Source organism: Chlamydiota bacterium, assembly GCA_012729785.1.
GTDB lineage: Bacteria > Auribacterota > Tritonobacteria > UBA1439 > UBA1439 > UBA1439.
The window spans coordinates 1-18,824 of record JAAYCL010000027.1 but is presented as its reverse complement, the minus strand read 5'-3'; the positions used below and the strand labels follow the sequence as shown (position 1 = coordinate 18,824).

Genomic DNA, 18,824 nt, shown 5'->3' with positions numbered 1-18,824 from the left:
GCCCCCACCTCTCCCTGCGCCGTGTCCCCGCGGCTACGTCTCCTCCCGGCACTCCTCCGAGGCCTTCAGGATCCAGCGCGCCAGCCGTTCCTTGAAGATCGGGCGGTCGAAACGCTCCGCGTGCATGCGGGCAACGGCGGGGTCGAAACGCATCCGCTCCGCCCGCCGCACCGCTTCGACGAGCGCCGCGGGCTCCTGCGCGTCGAAGAAGAGCCCCGTCTCCCCGTCCCGGACCGTCTCCAGCGCGCCCCCCCGCCCGAGGGCGAGCACCGGGCGCCCGCACGCCTGCGCCTCGAGCGGGGTGATGCCGAAATCCTCCTCGCCGGGGAAGATGAACGCCCTGCAGCCGCGGTACAGGTCCCTGATCTCCTCGTTCGTGCGCCAGCCGAGGAACTCGATCCGAGGCCCCGCGATCGCCTCGAGGCGCTTGCGCTCGGGCCCCTCGCCGACGATCTTCAGCGGCAGGCAAAGCTCGTTGAATGCGCGGACCGCGACGTCGAGCCGCTTGTAGGGGACCAGGGCGGAGACCGCGAGATGGTAGCCGCCCGCCGCCTCCCCGGGCGTGAAGAAACCCGCGTCCACGGGCGGGTACAACACCTCCGCGTCCCTATGATAGACCTTCTGCACGCGGGCGGCAACCGTCTCGGAGATGGCGAGCCATCTGTCCACCCGCGCGGCGGATGAGACGTCCCAGCGCTTGAGGGCGGCGAAGGCGGGCTTCAGGAGCGCCCGCTTCGCGCCCCAGCGGCCGAAATACTCCTCGCCGAAGTACCAGACGTAGCGCATCGGGGTCAGGCAGTAGCAGAGGGAGGGGACCCCGCGCGGGGCCCGGGCTCCCTTGGCGACGCAGTGGCTCGTGGAGATGACCAGGTCGAAGCCGCGAAGGTCGAACCGTTCGACGAGCTTCGGGAAGAGGGGGAGGTAGTAGCGGTAGTGCGTGCGGCGGAGCGGGAGGCGCTGGAGGAGGGAGGTCCGGATCTCCATCCGCGCGATCGCCGGAGAGAGGCGGGACCGGTCGAGCAGGAGGGTGTGCACGACGGCGTCGGGGAAGAGCTCGCAGAGCACCTCGAGTATCTTCTCCCCGCCGCGCATCCCGTTCAGCCAGTCGTGGACAAGGGCGACGTTCATGCGACGGATCTTCTGAGACAACCCCGGCGCCTGGCGGACCCGCTCCGCATCCCCGCGCTTATTCGGGTACACTCCATCGGATTGTGCACCATTATTTCAAACTCCTCAATGTGGTCGCTCCTATAAAACTCAGCAGCAAGCATACTGGGACTACGATAAGAGCAATCAACCACAAAACGCGCATGGATTCATGAAATGAAGCCCACTTCACGCCTTCAGCCTCTCGTTCCATAGCTCTTCGCGCCGGCCCAATGCACCACATGCTAAAGCATGCGAACATGAAACCGAGTGGAATGGAGGCAAATATCAGCGGTATCATCAGAAGGAAGCTGGACACAAAGGGCCGAAAACTGATGCCCGTATTCCAGAACTCGCTGAACCTGCCCGCATGCTCCGGGTAGAACGCCACGTGGACGCGCCACATGACCTGAAAAAGGAGGTACGAAATCCCGCCAATCCCGGCAAATCCGAACGCAAGGAAGAGAAGATTCCAAGGGCTCTGTTGATGACGTGCACGCTCGCATGCACGTGCGAAGTATCCAGGCGTGAAAAGCTCTTCCGCGATGTTTCGCAGAGTCGTTGGTGTATTTCCCATAGACTCTCCCCCGTACGCTCATCCTTCAGCTCCCCCCCGAGGGGAAGTCCCCACTTTGTCTCTCCCCCCTTGCGGGGGCATTCCCATCAGGTTCCCTTTCCCCTGGAGAGGGAGGGGCAGGGTGGGGGCTGCAATATAGTCCCCGTCCCGCGCGTTGCGCGGAACGTCACGCCTCCACTTTCGACGCGGAACGACGATCCCGTGCGGTTGATGATCCGGCGTGTTTTTGCGCCTCGTACAGCACCACGGGCAGGCATCGGGAAAAGAGCCGGAAGTCCCTGTCCGTCGTGAAGATGGCCAGACCGTTTCTCGCGGCCACGGCGCAGATGAGGAAATCCGTGTTGGACCCCTGGATTCCCCTGGAACGGCAGAGGTTGAAGAACTTCGCGGCCGTCACGTAATCCTCCGTCAGCAGGGGCAGATCGGGGAAGGCGGCCAGCGCCGACTCCAGCCGGGCGAACTGGGCATGGTCCCTGGCCCCCGACAGCAGCTCCTGCCGTATCGGACCGATGATATCGGCGACGTGGGCCGCGATCAGCCGGCGCAACTCGAGGGTCTCCGGATTCTCGGCGCGCGGCGCCCGCCGGAACGCCAGGGACCAGACGCCGGTGTCGATCAAAACCCTCATCTTTTCGCCCGCTGGCGCTTGTAGTCGTACCCGGGATCGAACTCCACCGTTCCAAAGAGATCGAGGATCTTCTCCTGGCGCAGGTGGCGGATGTAGTCATTCAGCGCCTGGGTCACCGCCGCTTTCTTGGTGCGGTGATTCCCCATCCTGACCGCCTCCCTGATGAGCCGGTCGTCGAGCTGAAGGTTCGTGGCCATGCTCCACCTCCACACATAGTGTCACACAATAAATTGTGTGATGTCAATACGGATTCCGGACAGCCCGATCCCCTTGCGGCATAGGGGGTGCTTCTATCGGTAGACTTCCCTTCTATGCCCGATCCGCAGAATCAGGACATCGTCTCCCAGCACGGCATAGACGACCCGGTAATCCCCCATGCGCGTCTTCCGGAGCCCCTCGAAGTCTCCCTTGAGGGTGGGGCAGCGGTCGGGGCGTGCGGAAAGCTCTTTCTCGATCTTGTCGAGGACGCGTCGGGCTTCACGCGCGTCGAGGCGTGACAGGTCCTTCCCGACGCTCTGCTTGTACCGGATCTTATAGGCCAAGGGACTTCCTGAAATCCCGACTGGAAATCACGGGGTCCTTGTGGTCGCGCAGGCGGTCGAGGGCGATCTGCACATCCGCGAAATCCTCGATGTACCCCTCCAACGCCTTCTGCACGTGGAAGGAACGGGGCCGCTCGGTCTCTTCGGCGATGTGGGCGAGCGCCCTGGCCAGATCTTCCGGCAGCCGGATGGATATCATGGTGCTCATCGCAGGCCTCTCATGTCATACAATGTATACAATGATGACACTGCTGTCAACAGGCATTTGATCGCATTTTACCGGTCATTTATTCGGGGCTTTATGGCGATTCAGCACGCCGCAACGTTGTGGCCCATTCAACGCATTCTTCTATTACACTCTATCCAACGTCCGTGCTGAGTGGCACACCGCGCCTTGTTGGGGGTTTGGTTCGTCGGCGCTCCGCGCGAACGGAAGGCGCGACGGGCGGGCATCAGCGGTGTGGGCACCCCGGCCAGCAGCACGGCCTGCGAATGCCTCCCCGCATCTTGTCGATGCCGACCTCGATGCGGCGCTTCCTGGTGGCCTCCTGCTTGGCCGACGTGACCCAGCAGATCCACTCGTTGCGGGCCAGCGGGGTTATGCCGGCCCAGAGGCTCTTCGCGGCGCCATCGCGCTCGATGGCTTTTCTAAAATCGGCGGGCAGCGTGTGGACCGTGCCATCCGCGAGTTTATGGGCGGTCATGTGGCGAGCCCTGTTGGCGATGCCTGTTTGTGGAAGCGCACTATCGAGGATGTTGGCCTCACGGGCGCAACGTTTCTACGCATGCTTATCGGCTGCATAGGGATCCTCGTATTGCTTGGGGCCGTTACGTCAATAGTCGAGGTCTGCCCCTGGCTTTTTCAATCCGTGTGATTGGGGTGCGGATTGAGGCCATCGATTTTTGCAGGTCCGTTGAGAAATCACGTGCGGCCCGCGTCCGTTCGCCGTTTGGGTGGCGTCAGGAGCGGAGCAGTTCCCGATACGCCGCGAGCGTCTCCTCGGCGGTCCTGCGCCACGGGAAGAGTTTGGCGCGCTCCAGGCCCGCCCGCGACATCCGGTCGCGCAGGGCGGCGTCTGTGAAGACGCGCTCCATCGCGGAGGCGAGGGCCCGCGTGTCCAGCGGGTCGAGGAGGATCCCGGCGTCGCCGACGACCTCGGGGAGGGAGGTGCGGTCGGAGCAGATCACGGGCGTCCCGCACGCCATCGCCTCGAGCGGCGGGAGGCCGAACCCCTCGTAGAGGGACGGGAGGACGAGGACGTCGGCGGCGTTGTAGAGTCCGATGAGGGCCTCCTCGTCCTGGCTTCCCGCGAAGATCACGTCCTTCTCCATCCCGGCGCTGCGCACGTAATCCCCCACCTCCGGGTAGCGCGGATCCTCCGCGCCCGCGACGACCACCGTACACCGGGGCCCGCCTTTCCGGTTGAGGAGCTCGGCGGCCTTGACGAGCGTGATCAGGTTCTTGTACGGGTCGGCTCGGCCGGCGAAGAGTGCGAGGCGTTCGCGCACGCCGAATTTCCTGCGCACCTCATCGCGGACGGTCGGCGGGAGGGGGCGGTACTTCGGGTCCACGCCGAGGTATATGGTGCGGACCTTCCCCGGCGGCGCGCCGAGGAATTCGACGATGTCCCGGCGCGAGTATTCGGAGTCGGCGCTGATCAGGTCCGCCCGGGCGACGAGCCGGCGCATCAGCCACCGGTAGATCGGGTAGGCGCGCGACTTCTTCGACCGCGGCGCGAACTCCGGGTGTTTGAGCGGGATGATGTCGTGGACAGTGAGGACGAGTTTCCCGCCGAAGCGGAGAAGCGGCGCCATGAAGTTCGTGGAGTGGAACAGGTCGACCCCCTCGCGCCGGAGGAGGCGGGGGAGGAGAAGCTGGCCGCGGGGGGAGAAGACGCCGTACGGGACGGTGCGCACCTCCCAGCGCTCGCGCCCGGAGAGGCCGAGCTCGGCGCAGACCGCGTCGCGGACCGCGGGGTCGTGGAAGAGGGCGAGGTAGCGGTTCTCCCCGTCGAGTTCGGCGAGGTACCGGAGCAGGTAGACGGTATAGCGCCCGATCCCGGCGATCTTCGCCCCGATCCAGCGCGCGTCGATGCAGATCTTCATGCCGTGGCAGCCGTTGAGATCCTTCACGCCGCATCCGCCTTCAGCTCAGGAGCCGCCGGTACAGGGCGAGCGTCTCCGCGGCGGTTTGTTCCCAGGTGAACTGCGCCGCACGGGCGCGCCCCCGTCTCGCGAGGTCCGCGCGCAAAGCCGGGTCGTCGCGGACCCGGCGCATCGCCTCCGCGAACCCGGCGGCGTCGTCGGGATCGCAGAGGAGCGCGGCGTCGCCGACCACCTCCGGGATTGCGGGCGCGGTCGAGGCGATCACCGGGGTTCCGCAGGCCATCGCCTCGAGCGGGGGGAGGCCGAATCCCTCGTAGCGCGACGGGAAGACGAGGGCCTCGGCGGAGCCGTAGAGGCCGGGGAGCTCGTCGTCCCGGACGTAGTCGAGCACGCTGACGCCGTCCTCCACGCCCCGCGCGCGCGCCTGCTCCTCCGCCGGCGTGCAGCGCCAGCCGTGCCGGCCGACGACGAGGAGGCGGTGCGTCCAGCGCGCCCCCTCCCGCTTCTTCAGGATGCGCCAGGCGTCGAGGAGCGTTTCGAGATTCTTCCGCGGTTCGACGGTGCCGACGAAGAGGAAGTAGGGGGACGGGGCGGGCCGCGCGGGGAGGGAAGGGGGGCGGATGCTCACGCCGTTACGCGTCACCGTCACCTTCTCCGGGGGCACCCCGCAGAGCTCGGCGAGCTCCCGCCGCGAGAAGTCGGAGACGGTGATGACGGCGTCCGCCCGCCGGAGGGTTTCGGCGAAGCGCCTCCGGAGCCGTCGCAGGTTCCCCTCCTCGGCGTACCGGGGGAAGCGGACGAAGGAGAGGTCGTGGACGGTGACGACCGTCTTCCCGCGCCGGCACGGCGGGATGATGAAGTTCGGGAAATGGTACAGGTCGCAGCGGCCCGCCAGGAGGGAGATATCCGGGGCGCCGAGGGCGTCTGCGAGGGCGTGGTAGACCCTCCCCGGGACGCACCGGATCGGGCGCTCCTCGAAGCGGGGGTCGCCGACGCCGAGGGCGGAGCCGCGGCGCTTGAAGTCGAAGTAGAAGAGCCGGTACCGCTCCTCCCCCGGGAGGCCGGCGAGCGCGCGGACGAGAGAGGAGACGTACCGGCCCACCCCGGTGGGTTGGACGATGACGGTCTGGAGGTCGATCCCGATTCGCATTTTCTGCGGGCTCCGCGCGGATATGATAGCACGCCGGTCCGCGCCCCGGACGGATTTTCGCCCGGCGGCATTTGCTTTTGACGCGCGGCGCCGGCGGCTGCTAGAATGGCGTTCCAGTAGGGGGGGCGCCGCGGATGGACGCCGAGCGCGAGATCTACGTAGTGAGCGGGATGGGGCGCGACGTCACGGGTCTCGTCTCCCTCGTCACCTCGATCGTCTCCGACATGCGCGCCAACATCCTCGACCTCGAGGAGAATGTCTTCCACGGGCTCTTCTCGATCTTCTTCACCGTGGACCTCACCGAGGCCAAGATCACCGGCCTCCAGTTCATCGCGAAGATGCAGGCGGTCGCCCACCAGTCGGGTCTCCAGATCGCTGCGGAGCGGCAGCGCCTTCTCCCGCGGCCCAAGCCGCGGCGCGTGATGCGGCTCGTCCTGCTGGGTCGGGACCAGCCCGGCATCATCTCCACCGCGACGTTCGTCCTCGCCAACAACGGGGTGAACATCGAGGGGGCGAGGATGTTCTCGCGCGGCGAGCTCTTCGCGATGGAGATGGCGCTCGACTGGGGCTCCTCGCCGTGCTCGGGCCCGCTGATCGAGCGGAGCGTCGCGGCCGAGATGCGGAAGACCGGCATACGCTGCTTCTTCCAGCGCGACGACGTCTACCGGATCCGCCCCCGGCTCCTCGTCCTCGCCCCGGGGCGCAACCTCCTGGATGAGTCGCTGCGCGGCGAGCTCCTCGCCGCGGCGGGGGAGGGGGCGTCGGCGGGGCTCGAGGGGCTCAAGGTCGAGACGGTCGCGCGGATCACGGCCGGCCTCCGCTTCACCTCCGAGGGGGACGATCTCCTCCACGCCCTCAAGGCGATGGGCTGGGTCGTGGTGCTCCTCTCGCACGGGATCGACCTGTTCCTCGATCCGCTCCGCGGCCACCAGTGCATCGACCGGATCTTCTGCGACCGGGCGCTCACCGAGAAGGGGAAACTCACCGGCCGGGTCGAGGCGCTGGTCCGGGACGAGGGGGGGCGGCGCGCCCTCTTCGCGTCGCTCGCGCGCGAGAAGGGGATCGCCGCCGCGGAGATCGTGGTCGTCGGGGACGACGCCTGCGCGGACATCCCCCTCTCCGAGTTCGGCCTGCGGGTGCGGATCGACAAGGCGAACCTCCTCTCCCTCATCGAGAAGAAGATCGTCGTCCCCGCGCAGATCCCCGCCGTCCTCGCGTCGTTCGGCGCCTAGCCGCGGCGCGATTCGCCGGAACACGGCATCTGATCCCTCGGCGGGCCCCCCGTGGCCGTGCATCCTCCTCCGAACCGTGTGCGGCGGAAACGCGGCGGGGGGGCTGGACAGGGAAAAGGCCGGAGACGCCGTCATCCTCCCGTTTCCCGGCGGGGCGCCGGTCAGGTCAGCGAGAGGGGAGGCGGAGAAGCTTGCCCCCGATAGACGGAGAGGGTTCCGTCGCCGAGTGCGGACGGCGAGAACCGCTCCTGCGCGAACCGTTTGCCCGCCTCCCCCATCCGCTTTCTGAGGGACCGGTCGGAGAGGAGGAGACGCATCCTGTCGCGGAGCGCGCCGATATCCCCCGGGGGGATAAGGAAACCGGTCTCCCCGTCGATGACCGCCTCCGGCAGGCCGGTGATGCGCGTCGCGATCACCGGCGTGCGCATCAGCATCGCCTCGACGACCGCGTTCGGGAGGGACTCGGAATAGGAGGGGAGGACGTAGAGGTCGAGGATGCCCATGATATCGAGGATGTTCCGGTCGTACTGGAAGAGGCGCACGCGGGAGGCGAGGCCGCAGGCGCGGATCTTCTCCTCGACGGTTTTCTCGTACCCGCCCTCCGGCCGTCCCACGATGAGGAAGCGGGTCGAGGGGAACTCGGCCGCGATCGCCTTCGCCGCCTCGGCGAAGACCATGTGCCCCTTGTGCGGCACGATCCGTGCGACCATCCCGACGACGAGTTCCCCCTCCGCGATCCCGAGTTCGCGCCGCACCTCCTCCGGCGGGCGCACGGGGCCGTTCGTCGCGAGGTCCACGCCGTTGTAGGTCACGCGGAAGACCTTTCGTTTCAGGGAGGGGGAGAGGGTGACGATCTCGTCGATCAGCGTGCGCGAGTCGGTGACGATCAGGTCGGCGAGTTGCAGGAAGAGGGTGTCGAGGATCCGGCGCGCGCGGCTCTTCCAGAATCGGGTGTTGTACGTGGTCGCGACGATGCGGGGGACGCGGGCGAGCCTCCCGGCGATCGTCGCCCAGCGGAAGCCCGAGGTCATCTGCCCGTCCACGACGTCGAACCGCTCCCGCCGCATCAGCCGGTAGAGGCGGGGGAGCGTGGTCGGGTCGTAGCGCCAACGCTTCCCGAGGTCGACGACCTTCACCCCCTCCCGTTCGAGCTGCTCCCCCCGCTCCCCCTTCAGGCGGAGGCAGCAGACGGTGACGTCGTGCCCTCGCGCGGCCATGAACCTCGCCATGGCGTAGACGCGCGTCTCCCCGCCGCCGTGGCGCAGTCCCCAGACGACGATCAGGATCTTCAGCTTCTTCTCTTCGTCACGCGGCGGCACGGGCATGGCGGTGTGCGTATCTCTTTCTCCCCCTGGACACAACGGAGGGCTGAGGGGGCGGCGGCCTTCAATCGAGGCGCCCCTCCCCGCGCAAGGAGCGTCGGGATTCAGCGCCCCGCCGCGAGCAGCCCCTCGTCGCGGAGCGTCTTCTCGATGCCGCGCGCGAGGTCGTACCGCGGGCGCCATCCGGTCGCGCCGGAGATCCGGGATATGTCGGCGAGAAGGTGCGGACGCTCGACCTTCCTCTGGCGCGACGGGGCGGAGCGTATCCGGATCTTTTTGCCGAGGCGCCGCGCGATCGCCTCCACGAGCTCGGTGACGGAGACCTCGTTGCCGGTGCCGAGGTTGAAACAATGGTAGTTGTCTTTCGCCTCGAAATCGAGGAGCGCGGCGAGGGCCGCCGCGACGTCGTCGGCGTGGATATAGTCGCGCTTCGGGGCGAGGTTCCCGAGTTCGATCTCGCCCTTCCCCGCGCGGACCTGGTCGAGGATGTCGGGCAGGACGTGCGGATTCGTGTCGGCGAGGCCGTAGACGTTGAAGAGGCGCACGGCGATCGCGGCCCTTCCCGTCTCGCGCCGGTAGAGTTGGAGGAGCCCCTCGGCGAAGAGCTTGGAGTACCCGTAGATGTCGATCGGTCCGGGCGCGTCCTCCTCCCGGTGGGCGCGATCGGCGGGGGCGTAGACGGCGGCGGTGGAGATGGCGATGACGCGCTCCGGCGGCGCCGCCTTTGCGGCCTCGAGGAGCGACGCCGTCCCGCGCGTGTTCACGTCCACCGCCTCCGCCGGGTGCGCATTGCAGTACGGGATGAAATGGATGGCGGCCAAGTGGATCACGGCGTCGGGCGCGAAGCCGGCGAGCGTGGATTTCAGGAGCGCCGCGTCCCGGATGTCGCCTTGGACGAGATCGAAGCCGGGGACGTTCTCCCGCCGCCCGTTGAACAGGTTGTCGTAGAGGAGCAGCTCGTGCCCGCGCTCCTTCAGCGCCCGGCATAGCGGCCCCCCGACGAACCCCGCCCCCCCCGTCACGAACACCCGGCTCACGTCGTCACCCCGTTTGCGAAAGGATACCACAAGGTTCCGCGCCGTGCGGGCAAAATGTCCTCAGGTCGCATCGGTGTGCGGGATGAAGAGGGAGGCGATGAACTCGTTCATGTAGCCGGGGTTGGTGCTCAGGTCGAGGTAGGTGATCCGGTCGGCGAGGCGGATGATTTCCCTCCGCGCCTCGCGGGAGAGGAGGAGCAGGTTCGCCCCCCAGAGGGAGCCGTTCCCCGCGTACTCGAACCGGTCCGGCGGGAGGTTCGGGAGCATCCCGATCGCGATCGCGTTCGAGGCGTCGATCGCCTCGCCGAGCCGCCCCGCGATCACGACGCGCCGGATCTCCTCGGCCGCGAGGCCCGCCTCGGCGAGCAGGGTGCGGATCGCGGCCTGGATCGCCGCCTTCGTGAGGAGGAGCTTCTTCAAATCCACGTCGGTCAGATAGATATCCTTCGCCGCGCCGTCCTCGCCCTTTTCCCTCACGAGGTACGCCGCATGGCCTCCCCGCTCCACGAGGCGGGGGCATTTCGCCTCCGAGACGAGGAGCCCTTTCCTGTCGAGGATCCCGCGGGCGAAGAGCTGCGCCATCAGGTCGATCATCCCCGAGCCGCAGAGGCCGCGCGCAGGGGCGCCGGCGATCGTCGTGACCTGCGGGGCCCCGTCGCGCGACCCGATCGCCACCGCCTCCACCGCGCCGGGGGCGGCCATCATCCCGCAGGCGATGCCGATCCCCTCGAACGCCGGGCCGGTCGAGCAGGCGCAGCCCATCATCCACTCCCTGTTGCCGAGGACGATCTCCCCGTTCGTCCCGGCGTCGATGAAGAGGGTGAGGTCGCCGGCGCGCCCCATCCCGCAGGCGAGCACCCCGGCCAAAACGTCCCCGCCGACGTAGCTCCCGATCCCCGGGGCGAAGAGCACCGGGGCGCTCGGGGCGATCGGGAGGCCGGTCTCCGCGGCGCGCAGAATCGGAAGGCGGTTGGCGGCGGGGATGTACGGTTCGAGGCGTATCCGCTCCGCGTCGAGGCCCAGGAGGAGGTGGACCATCGTGGTGTTCCCCGCCACGGCCGCCGCGGTGACGCCGCCGCGCTCGAGCCCCGCCTGCGCGAGGAGGCGCTCGACGATCCTTTCGATCGTCTCCAGGGCGAGCGCGCGCAGGCGTTCGCCCCCCCCCTTGCTCCCCGCGGCGACGATGCGGCTGATGATGTCCGTGCCGCAGGAGATCTGGCGGTTATAGGCGGCGGCGCGGCGGATGCACGCGCCGGTGCAGAGGTCGACGAGCTCCCCGACGACCGTGGTGGTGCCCAGGTCGAGGGCAAGCCCGACGGGGGGGCCGCCGCCCGCCGCGGAGACGGCGGCGATCTCCGGCCCCTGGGCGGCGTCGGCGACTGAAACGTCAAGGCGCCAGCCGGAAAGGCGGAGGAGGGCGGGGAGTTGTTGCATGAGGTCGAGGGGGCACGTCGGCTCGCCCGGCAATCCCGCGAGCTTCAGGCCCCGGGCGAGGCGTTCCATGTCGCCGAGGTTGTCCTCGAGCGTGGGGTGCGGCAGGGAGAGCGCGAAACGCCGGACGAGAGGGGAGGGGACGAGGCCGGCGAGCGCGTCGCGCCGCTTCGCGTCGTCCTCGGTGAGGACGATCGTCTCGAAATCGACGTTGCACGCCGGGAGGGTCGACTCCTCGGGGATGTAGACCGCGAGGTCGCCGGTGACGGCGGCGCGGCAGGCGAGGCGGCAGCCCTTCTTCTCCCTGTCGGGCGTGATCGAGGGGTGGGGCGTCGGGAGGCAGGCGCCCGCCTCGATCTTCACGGCGCACGCGCCGCAGGTGCCTTTCCCTCCGCAGTCGGCCCTCAACGGGAGGCCGGCGGCGAGCGCGGCGTCGTAGACGGTTGCGCCGTCGTTCACGACCGCCTCTCGCCCGGAAGGAAGAAACCTAACCCGGTAATTCATGTAGACGTTGTATGGAACACCAACCCCTGCAACGGATTATGCCTTTAATCGTCCCGGGGCGCGCCGGGGCGCGCGACGTCCCGGCGGAAGAGATCGCATGCGACGACCGCATTATCTCTTCCAGACGTCCTTCATGTAGGAGGGGATGTCGGCGGACTCCTGCGGCCCGACCATCACGTTCCAGCCGGGGAGCTTGTCCTCGAGGTCCCCGCTGATCATCGCCACATAGCCGGGGATGATGATGCGCTTGTGCGGAACGCTTGTGTCGAGCCCCTGTGCCGCGACCGCCTTCGCGATCAGGTCGGCGTTGAACTTCCCCGCGGCCCACGCCGTCAGCACCGACTGTCCCTCCGCCTCGGTGATGAGGAGGCGTGCCGGGATCTCCGACGCCTCGATCTCGGTCGAGACCATGAAGTAGGTGAGGGAGAAGTTTGTGGTGACGAGAAGCGGGGCGTCGTCGCCGGGGTCGCCGATTTTGTAGACGCCCGGGTCCACCTGGAGCGGCCTCTGCGGATCGGTGTAGATGTTCTGCCGCAGGGTGAGGAGCGGGAGGAACTCCCACTGTTCCGGCGACTCGAGGACGAGGACGGAGGCGTACTTGCAGATGGCCGCGGCCGCCACCGCCGCGGCCTCGTGCCCGCAGCCCCCCGCGGACACGGCAAGCGGGAATCCGGCGCCGTTGCAGGAGCGGGCGAGCGCCCTGCGCCGGAGGAGCGTGCAGTCTTGAAGGAGGGTCGCGGGGTTTTCGGTGCGGGGGGCGAGGAGGAGCTCCTCCGCGCCCGCCTCGGCGGCCCGGACGGCGAGCGCGGCGAGCGCGTCGGCGCCGTCGGCGCTCTCGACGACGAGCGGGACGGCACACTCCTTCGCGAGCGCGGCGGCCTTCTCGACGGTATCCGCGTCGGCGCCCCAGAGGAGGGGGCGGGAATCCTTCACCGCCTCGAGCGCCGCCCGGAGGCAGTCGATGTTTCTCGAGACGAGGACGAGCGGAAGCGGCGAGGCCTCCCGCGCGCCGCGCGCGGCCGCGGCGAACGCCCGCGGGTCGCCGGACGTCTCCTTCACCGCGATCAGGTCGAGGCGGAGCGTCTCCCCCGCGCGATCGACCGAGAAGGCGGAGGCCGCCTCGACGCGGGCGAGACGCTCCGCCGGGGCCATCGCGTCGTCCACCTGCGCGGCAAGGGCGGTCTTGCGGTAGAAGGTCTTCTCGTGCCGGAACATCACCAGCTCCTCGCCGACCTGCACCTCGCGTTCACCGACGCCGATTTTCACGAGGCGAATCGGCGGGGCGGAGGCGGCGCCGAGCTTCTCCCTGGCCTCGTCGGAGGCGTACGGGCAGGCGTCGAGCTTGGCCTGTTTGCCGGCGAGCTTCATCGCGAAGGCGAGGCAGGTCTGGAAGCCGCACTCCTTGCAGTTCTTGTTCGGGAGGAGTTTGAATATCTGAAGTCCGGTCAATTTCATCGGATAACAACCTTATGCGTTTTCGCCGCGGCGTATCGCGGATCCCCGCGGACGGGGAGATCGCCTGTCTCCGTCCGCCTAGATCCGCGGCACGACCGCCCTGCTCCTTCGCCCTCTAGGGCCGCTGGTTCGCCATCAGCCCGTCGATCGTCTTCTCGACGGCGGCGATCGCCTCCGGGTGCCGCATCACGAGGATGCCGGCCCCCGCATGGAGGAGCGGGACCGCGGTCGCGATCTCCCAGAGAACGCCGCGCTTCGCCCGGTCGCCCCAGCGCGGCTCCTTCTCGACGGAAACCTTGACCTCCTTGCTCTTCCAGACCTCCGCCCCGGCGAAGCAGATGAACGGCATCTGCATCATCGCGTCGCCGCCGAGCGCCTGGATGCGGATCCGCTCCATCACCGAGTAGGTGTACTCGAGTCCGTAGCCGAGGCCGCCCGTGAGCGGGTCGATGACGATCCGCTCCGGCGGGAACTGCATCTCCGAGATCAGGATGTTGAGCTGCTTGCACAGGTTCACGTCGATCGGGGTTTCGGCGACCACGGCGTGCCCGTAGGCGATGGCGCCGGCGACGATCGTCTTGTAGTTCTCCTCGACCGCCGAGGCGAGGAGCAGCCGCTCCCCCTGTGCCGCCTCCGCGCAGGCGGTGAGGACCTCGTTCCCTTTCGCGCCGGCGCCCGGCCCCTTGACGATGAGGGGGACCTTCACCTCCGCGAGGAGCTTCTTCACCAGCGCCGCCGCCTCCGCGGCGGGGCGGTCTTGTCTGTCCGGGTTCGTGCCGCGGAGATCGAGGCAGAGGAGACGCGCGCCCATCCTCTCCACGACGAGGCGCGCCCAGGCGGCCGGGTCGTCCAGGACCGCCGCGTACGGCTCCCGCACCGTCTCGACCCAGTCGTCGGGGCGGATGTCCGGGATCTCCCACGCGATCACGGGCCGGCGCGGCATCTCGCCCTCCATATGGAGGAATGGGAGGCAGCTCTCGCCGCCCACCTCGATGGAGAAGGCCCGGGTGCCGCCCTCGGCTGCGGTGTTGCCGATGCGGACCCGCCGTACGGCTGCGGCCATAAACCGACTCCTCCGTGCCGTCGGGAGCCAAGACCCGGCGGCGTTCGAAAACCCGCCACACACCCCAACGGGGTGCAGACGCGCGCGCACCGGCGCGCCCGTGCGAAGCGTCTCCTGTCCGTTACAGGAGCGGCTCCATGTCGAGCGCCGGGTGCGCGACCTTCTTTAGATGCTCTAGGAGCGCGTCGCCGTCGGTGGCGACGGTCTCGTCCGCGATCTTCGCAAGGAGGTCTTTCTCTCCGATCTCCTCGCAGCGCGCCGCGAGCTCGTCAGCGAGCCGCTCCTTGATCTCCCGGGTCATCCAGACGATTCGTTTCAGGCCGCCGTCGGCGCTGAGAAACTTCTTGCTCAGGATGTAGCGCGTGCCGATTCCGATGAATCCCGGGGTCTGCTGCCCCCCGCCGACCGCCTCGGCGAGCGCCGAGAAGTTCATCCCCGACGGCGTCATCCCGGTGTACTCGCGGTTGACGATCATGAACCCGTTTGCGTCCGGGAGGATCGCCACGATGCACTCGAAGCATCCGCAGGAGGTCATCGGGTCGTCCATGGCCGAGTAGGCGCTGAAGCTCGCGATCGTCTTGTTGGAGCGCTCGAGGATGAAGTCGTTGATCCCCTTCCACTTCCCCTTGACCTCGTCGAGCGTCTCGCCCTTCTCCACCGGCTGGTTGGCGCCGGTGGGATTGATCTGGTGGGCGGCCTTGCCGTCGAGCCAGTTGTAGGCGCCGCAGAGGCCGAGCCGCTCGGGGGTGATGATGCAGACGTGGTTGGGGGCGTACGACTGGCAGAGCTGGCACGAGTAGAAGGTGCCCACCGACTCGTCGGTCATCTCCCCCATCCGCCGGTCGCGCTCGGCGTAGGCGGCCTTGGCCTCGGGAAGAAGCTCCTCGACCTTCGGCCGCTCCGTGTACAGGGCGACCTCCACCTTGTCCACGATCGCCGGGAAGTCGTTGAGCATCTTGCTCCGCAGGATGACGCCGAGGTGCCGCATCCGGAAGCCGGCCTTCGCGGCGTCCTTGCTGACGCGCAGCCACAGCACGTCCCGCTGTCCGATGTGCATCACGCCCATCGCCTCGGAGAGGAACGAATGGATGTGACGCTCCAGGATCGACTCGAAGTCCCGCTGCATCTTCCGCCCCGCGACCCGCACGACGATGGCCAGGGGCAGGATGGTCCCTTCGGGGACCTCGCCGATATCGGGGCCGACGAGCTCGATCTTCCCGTCCTCGACCTCCGATGACGCCGCACTGGTGAGGAATTCGAAGGCGGGGGCGTGCTTGCCGCCGAACTCGGCCCCGATGTTCCCCTTCCGCACCCGCTCCCCCTCGAACGCCGGCCCGTAGAGGACCGGGATGTCGATCGTGGAGACCCGGATCTTGAGCCCCCGCACCTCGATGGCCCTCTCCGCCATCCGGTCGAGGGGGACGGAGCCGACGACGAGGTCCCGCTTCTCCGGGCCGAAGGCGAGGATCTCGGGGATCGCCTGGTCGGAGAGCACCGGGAAGCCGAAGTTGAGCGCCCCGGCGGCGACGGCGATCCTGACCTCGTCGAGCGGACCGAGGGCGACCACGAATGCGTGGACCCGGGCGCGGTTGTAGGCGAGGATCCCCTCGCCGCCGTCGTCCTCGCGGGGGAGGATGCCGCCGAAGGTCATCGCCGCCCGCGCGGCGAAGCCGAGGGCGTAGATCGCCGCCGTCAGCTCCCTTCCATAGGGGACGAGGAAGGTGTTCCAGGAGAGCTCGACCCCGGCCTCGTGAAGCTGCTCGGCCATGCTCGTGCCGCCCGTGGTCCCGGCCATCACGACGAGGATGTTCCGCTCCTGGAAGCTGCGCGCGAGACGGACGGCGTCGTCCCGCGAGGGCGGGGCCCCGACGACGGCCGCGATCCCCGGCATGCTCCCGTCCACGAGTTTCACCCCCTGGCTCCGCAGGATGGAGTCGCCGGTGGGGCCGAGCCAGATGCCGGTGTGCGGCGGGCCGTCGAGGTGCCTGATCGCCTCGATCGCCTCGGCGGCCATCAGCGTCGCGCGGCCCGCGGCCAGCGCCTGCTCGAGCGTCGGCGCGGTCCCCCCCTCGGGGGGGAGCATGGCGCGGCAGGTCTTGAGCGCCGCGTCCAGCTGGCCGAGCGTCTCGATCTTGCGGCCCGTGAGGGCGTAGATTACGGGGAGGGAGTAGGCGGTGTCGGGAAAGGAGACCGGGCGGGCCTCCCCGTGCGCGGAGAGCGCCGGGGCGAGCGTCTGGGCGGCGAGCCCCACGACCGCGCGCCCCCCCGCGACCGCCCCGTTCAGGATGATGGAGAGGTCGTTCACGCCCCCCCCTCCGCCCCGCCCGGGCCCCGCACGCGCCGCGAGAGCGCGCCGACGGTTTCGAGGATCCGGTCCGCGAGATCCGGCGAGAGGCTCCCCGCGCCGCAGCTCGGCGTGAGGAGGCACCGCGCGGCGATCTCCTCCGTCTTGAGCCCGGTCTTGGCGGACAGCGTCTCGAGGCGGTCGGCGAGCGCGGCGGCGAGCGATTCGACGGTCTCCTCGAGTATCTTGGGGGAGGTGGGGACGAGGCCGAGCGCGAGGATGCGGCCCTCGTTGAGGAAGGTCCGCAGCGCCTCGGGGTAGCAGGTCATCCCGGTGAAGTAGCCGTAGGCGTCGAAGTTGATGACGTCGAGCCCCGCGTCCATCAGGAGGGACCAGTCGGTGTTGCCGCAGCAGTGTATCCCCGCGAGCGCCCCGGCGTCGCGGATCGCCGTTGCCACCTCGCCGATGAGGGAGCGCACCTGCGTGTCCGAGAGGCTTACGTAGGCCGACCCGAAACTCGCCAGGTACGGCTCGTCGAGCCAGATCATCACGTTCGGACAGACCTTCTTCAGCTCGCGCACCTGCCATGCCGCCTTCATCGCGATCGACTTCACCACCGCGTCCATCAGCTCGTCATGGTAGAGGATCGCCCGCTTGTTCTGATCGGTCACCGTCAGCCCCATGCTGACCGGCCCCACGATCTGACCCTTCACGCAGGCGAGCTCCGCCGGCGCGCCCGCCGCGAGCGTCTCGACGAGGCGGTGGAACCCCGGTGCGTAGTCGGGGCTGATGGCGAACCGGTCGAGATCCGCCTCGATCACCTTCCCGTAGAACAGCTCGATCTCCGCCATCGTATCGCCGGAGGTGTCGAAGTAGACCCGCTCCGCCTCCCGGTTCACGACGAGGCAGGGGAGCCCCTCGCTGTACTGCACGTACATATTCTCGAGAAAGGAGCGGTTGGGGAGCTGGGGCCAGGCGGGGAACTCTGGAAACGCCGCGAGGACGCGGCCAACCGCCTCGTCGGCGTCGCGGTACGGCAGACTTCCCACCGCGGTGGCCCTGCAGGAAGGGGCGATCTTCATCGGCGCTCCGCTTGGTCTTACACGTCCTGCGACTGGACTGCCGTCACGGCCGCGACCCCGACCACGTCGTCGGCGTCGCAGCCGCGCGAGAGGTCGTTCACCGGCTTGGCGAGGCCCTGAAGGATGGGGCCGTAGGCCTCGGCCCGCGCGAGGCGATGGACGAGCTTGTAGCCGATGTTGCCGCTGTTGAGGTCCGGGAAGATCAGCACCCGCGCCTTCCCCCGCAACGGGCTGTCGGCGGCCTTGCGCGCCGCGACGGCGGGCACGATCGCCGCGTCCACCTGGAGCTCGCCGTCGATGGCGATGTCGTCTCTGCCCGGGAACCGGCGCGCGATCTTCAACTTCGCGATCTCCACCGCCTCGACGATCTTCCGGGTGAGGGGGCTGGCTGCGGAGCGCTTCGTGGAGTAGGAGAGGAGCGCGATGAGCGGGGGGATGCCGAAGTGGATCGCGGTCGCCGTCGTCTCGACGGCGATCTCCGCGAGCTGCTCGCTCGAGGGGTTCTCGATCACCCCGCAGTCGGCGAAGGCGAAGACATCCTTGCCGAGGACCATGAAGAACAGACTTGAGACGAGGGAGCAGCCCCGTTTGCATTTGATGATCTGCAGGGCGGGCATTATCGTGTTGCGCGTGGAGTGGGTTGCGCCGCAGACGAGGCAGTCGGCGTCGCCCTTGTAGACCATCATCGTGCCGAAGTAGACCCAGGAGGATATCGTCTCGCGCGCCTGGTCGAGCGTGACCCCCTTGTGGCGGCGGAGCTCGAAGAAGGTCTTCGCGAAGTCGTCCAGACGCGGGTCACCCTGGGGGTTGACGATCTCTATCCCCTCGGCGCTCATCCCCAGGGACTTGAGCTGGGCGAGGATGCGGTCCCGGATGCCGAGGATGATGGGGCGGGCGAGATCCTTCCGCGCGATGATACCGGCCGCCTTCACGATGCGCTCGTCGTGTCCCTCGGGGAGCACGATGCGCCGGGGCGTCTTCTTGGCCCGGGTGAATACCTCCTCGATGAATGCGCTCTTCTCGGGCATAGAGGAGTCTCCTCGGGATATTGAACGCGGAATACGCCGCTGATCTAAGTGCGGATAGTATAGGAGAACGGCGGATAAAAAGCAACTGGAGAAGGAGGCGCGGAAATGGAGGGGGATGTAGATTAAAGTGTGGGCTTTCGGAGAGATGTTGGCTCCCGCCCACCCCTAGGGGTGGGGGCGCCGCGAAGATTAGTATTGTCAAGAAGGGCTTGGATAAATAAAAGGGTACAACCGCTT

16 protein-coding genes are annotated in these 18,824 nt (G+C 68.2%); 1 reads left to right on the top strand and 15 read right to left on the bottom strand.

The window, feature by feature from the left end; translation table 11 throughout:
- Positions 1-33: 33 nt before the first annotated feature.
- The 8 genes from GXY35_06420 to GXY35_06385 form a co-directional block, all read right to left on the bottom strand.
- Positions 34-1,128: a glycosyltransferase family 4 protein gene (locus GXY35_06420; protein ID NLW94210.1), complete on the bottom strand. Its 1,095-nt coding sequence runs from the start codon at positions 1,126-1,128 to the stop codon at positions 34-36.
- Positions 1,129-1,889: 761 nt separating this feature from the next.
- Positions 1,890-2,351, bottom strand: coding sequence for a PIN domain-containing protein (locus tag GXY35_06415; GenBank protein ID NLW94209.1), 462 nt, complete (start codon positions 2,349-2,351; stop codon positions 1,890-1,892).
- On the bottom strand, positions 2,348-2,548 hold the full coding sequence (locus GXY35_06410; GenBank protein NLW94208.1) for a type II toxin-antitoxin system VapB family antitoxin: 201 nt from the start codon (positions 2,546-2,548) through the stop codon (positions 2,348-2,350). Before GXY35_06410 ends, GXY35_06415 begins: the two co-directional genes overlap by 4 nt.
- Positions 2,549-2,641: 93 nt before the next feature.
- Entirely contained in the window at positions 2,642-2,893 is a 252-nt protein-coding gene (locus tag GXY35_06405; protein ID NLW94207.1) for a type II toxin-antitoxin system RelE/ParE family toxin, read from the bottom strand.
- Positions 2,883-3,101, bottom strand: coding sequence for a ribbon-helix-helix protein, CopG family (locus GXY35_06400; protein NLW94206.1), 219 nt, complete (start codon positions 3,099-3,101; stop codon positions 2,883-2,885). Before GXY35_06400 ends, GXY35_06405 begins: the two co-directional genes overlap by 11 nt.
- A 244-nt stretch (positions 3,102-3,345) precedes the next feature.
- Positions 3,346-3,597 carry a YdeI/OmpD-associated family protein gene (locus GXY35_06395; protein NLW94205.1) on the bottom strand — a complete coding sequence of 84 codons (252 nt, stop codon included), beginning with the start codon at positions 3,595-3,597 and terminating at the stop codon, positions 3,346-3,348.
- A gap of 256 nt (positions 3,598-3,853) precedes the next feature.
- Entirely contained in the window at positions 3,854-5,026 is a 1,173-nt protein-coding gene (locus tag GXY35_06390) for a glycosyltransferase family 4 protein (protein ID NLW94204.1), read from the bottom strand.
- 13 nt (positions 5,027-5,039) lie between these two features.
- A complete protein-coding gene (locus GXY35_06385) occupies positions 5,040-6,149 on the bottom strand; it encodes a glycosyltransferase family 4 protein (protein NLW94203.1) in 1,110 nt (369 codons plus the stop codon).
- A 134-nt stretch (positions 6,150-6,283) separates the two neighbouring features.
- On the opposite strand from GXY35_06385, the gene GXY35_06380 reads away from it, so the two are divergent.
- Complete coding sequence (locus GXY35_06380) at positions 6,284-7,381, top strand: hypothetical protein (GenBank protein NLW94202.1); 1,098 nt, start codon at positions 6,284-6,286, stop codon at positions 7,379-7,381.
- 161 nt (positions 7,382-7,542) lie between these two features.
- On the opposite strand, the gene GXY35_06375 is transcribed toward GXY35_06380, so the two are convergent.
- From GXY35_06375 to pta, 7 genes are all read right to left on the bottom strand, one after another.
- Entirely contained in the window at positions 7,543-8,706 is a 1,164-nt protein-coding gene (locus GXY35_06375) for a glycosyltransferase (GenBank protein ID NLW94201.1), read from the bottom strand.
- Positions 8,707-8,807: 101 nt separating this feature from the next.
- The gene (locus tag GXY35_06370) at positions 8,808-9,740 is read right to left on the bottom strand and encodes an NAD(P)-dependent oxidoreductase (protein ID NLW94200.1); all 933 of its coding nucleotides are present in this window, start codon (positions 9,738-9,740) and stop codon (positions 8,808-8,810) included.
- A gap of 60 nt (positions 9,741-9,800) precedes the next feature.
- Positions 9,801-11,630 carry a DUF4445 domain-containing protein gene (locus tag GXY35_06365; protein ID NLW94199.1) on the bottom strand — a complete coding sequence of 610 codons (1,830 nt, stop codon included), beginning with the start codon at positions 11,628-11,630 and terminating at the stop codon, positions 9,801-9,803.
- Positions 11,631-11,786: 156 nt separating this feature from the next.
- Positions 11,787-13,130 carry an acetyl-CoA decarbonylase/synthase complex subunit gamma gene (locus GXY35_06360; GenBank protein NLW94198.1) on the bottom strand — a complete coding sequence of 448 codons (1,344 nt, stop codon included), beginning with the start codon at positions 13,128-13,130 and terminating at the stop codon, positions 11,787-11,789.
- 115 nt (positions 13,131-13,245) lie between these two features.
- Positions 13,246-14,193: an acetyl-CoA decarbonylase/synthase complex subunit delta gene (locus GXY35_06355; GenBank protein ID NLW94197.1), complete on the bottom strand. Its 948-nt coding sequence runs from the start codon at positions 14,191-14,193 to the stop codon at positions 13,246-13,248.
- A 121-nt stretch (positions 14,194-14,314) separates the two neighbouring features.
- On the bottom strand, positions 14,315-17,065 hold the full coding sequence (gene cdhC / locus GXY35_06350; protein ID NLW94196.1) for a CO dehydrogenase/CO-methylating acetyl-CoA synthase complex subunit beta: 2,751 nt from the start codon (positions 17,063-17,065) through the stop codon (positions 14,315-14,317).
- Between the two features lie 511 nt (positions 17,066-17,576).
- A complete protein-coding gene (gene pta, locus GXY35_06345) occupies positions 17,577-18,587 on the bottom strand; it encodes a phosphate acetyltransferase (protein ID NLW94195.1) in 1,011 nt (336 codons plus the stop codon).
- Between the last annotated feature and the right edge of the window lie 237 nt (positions 18,588-18,824).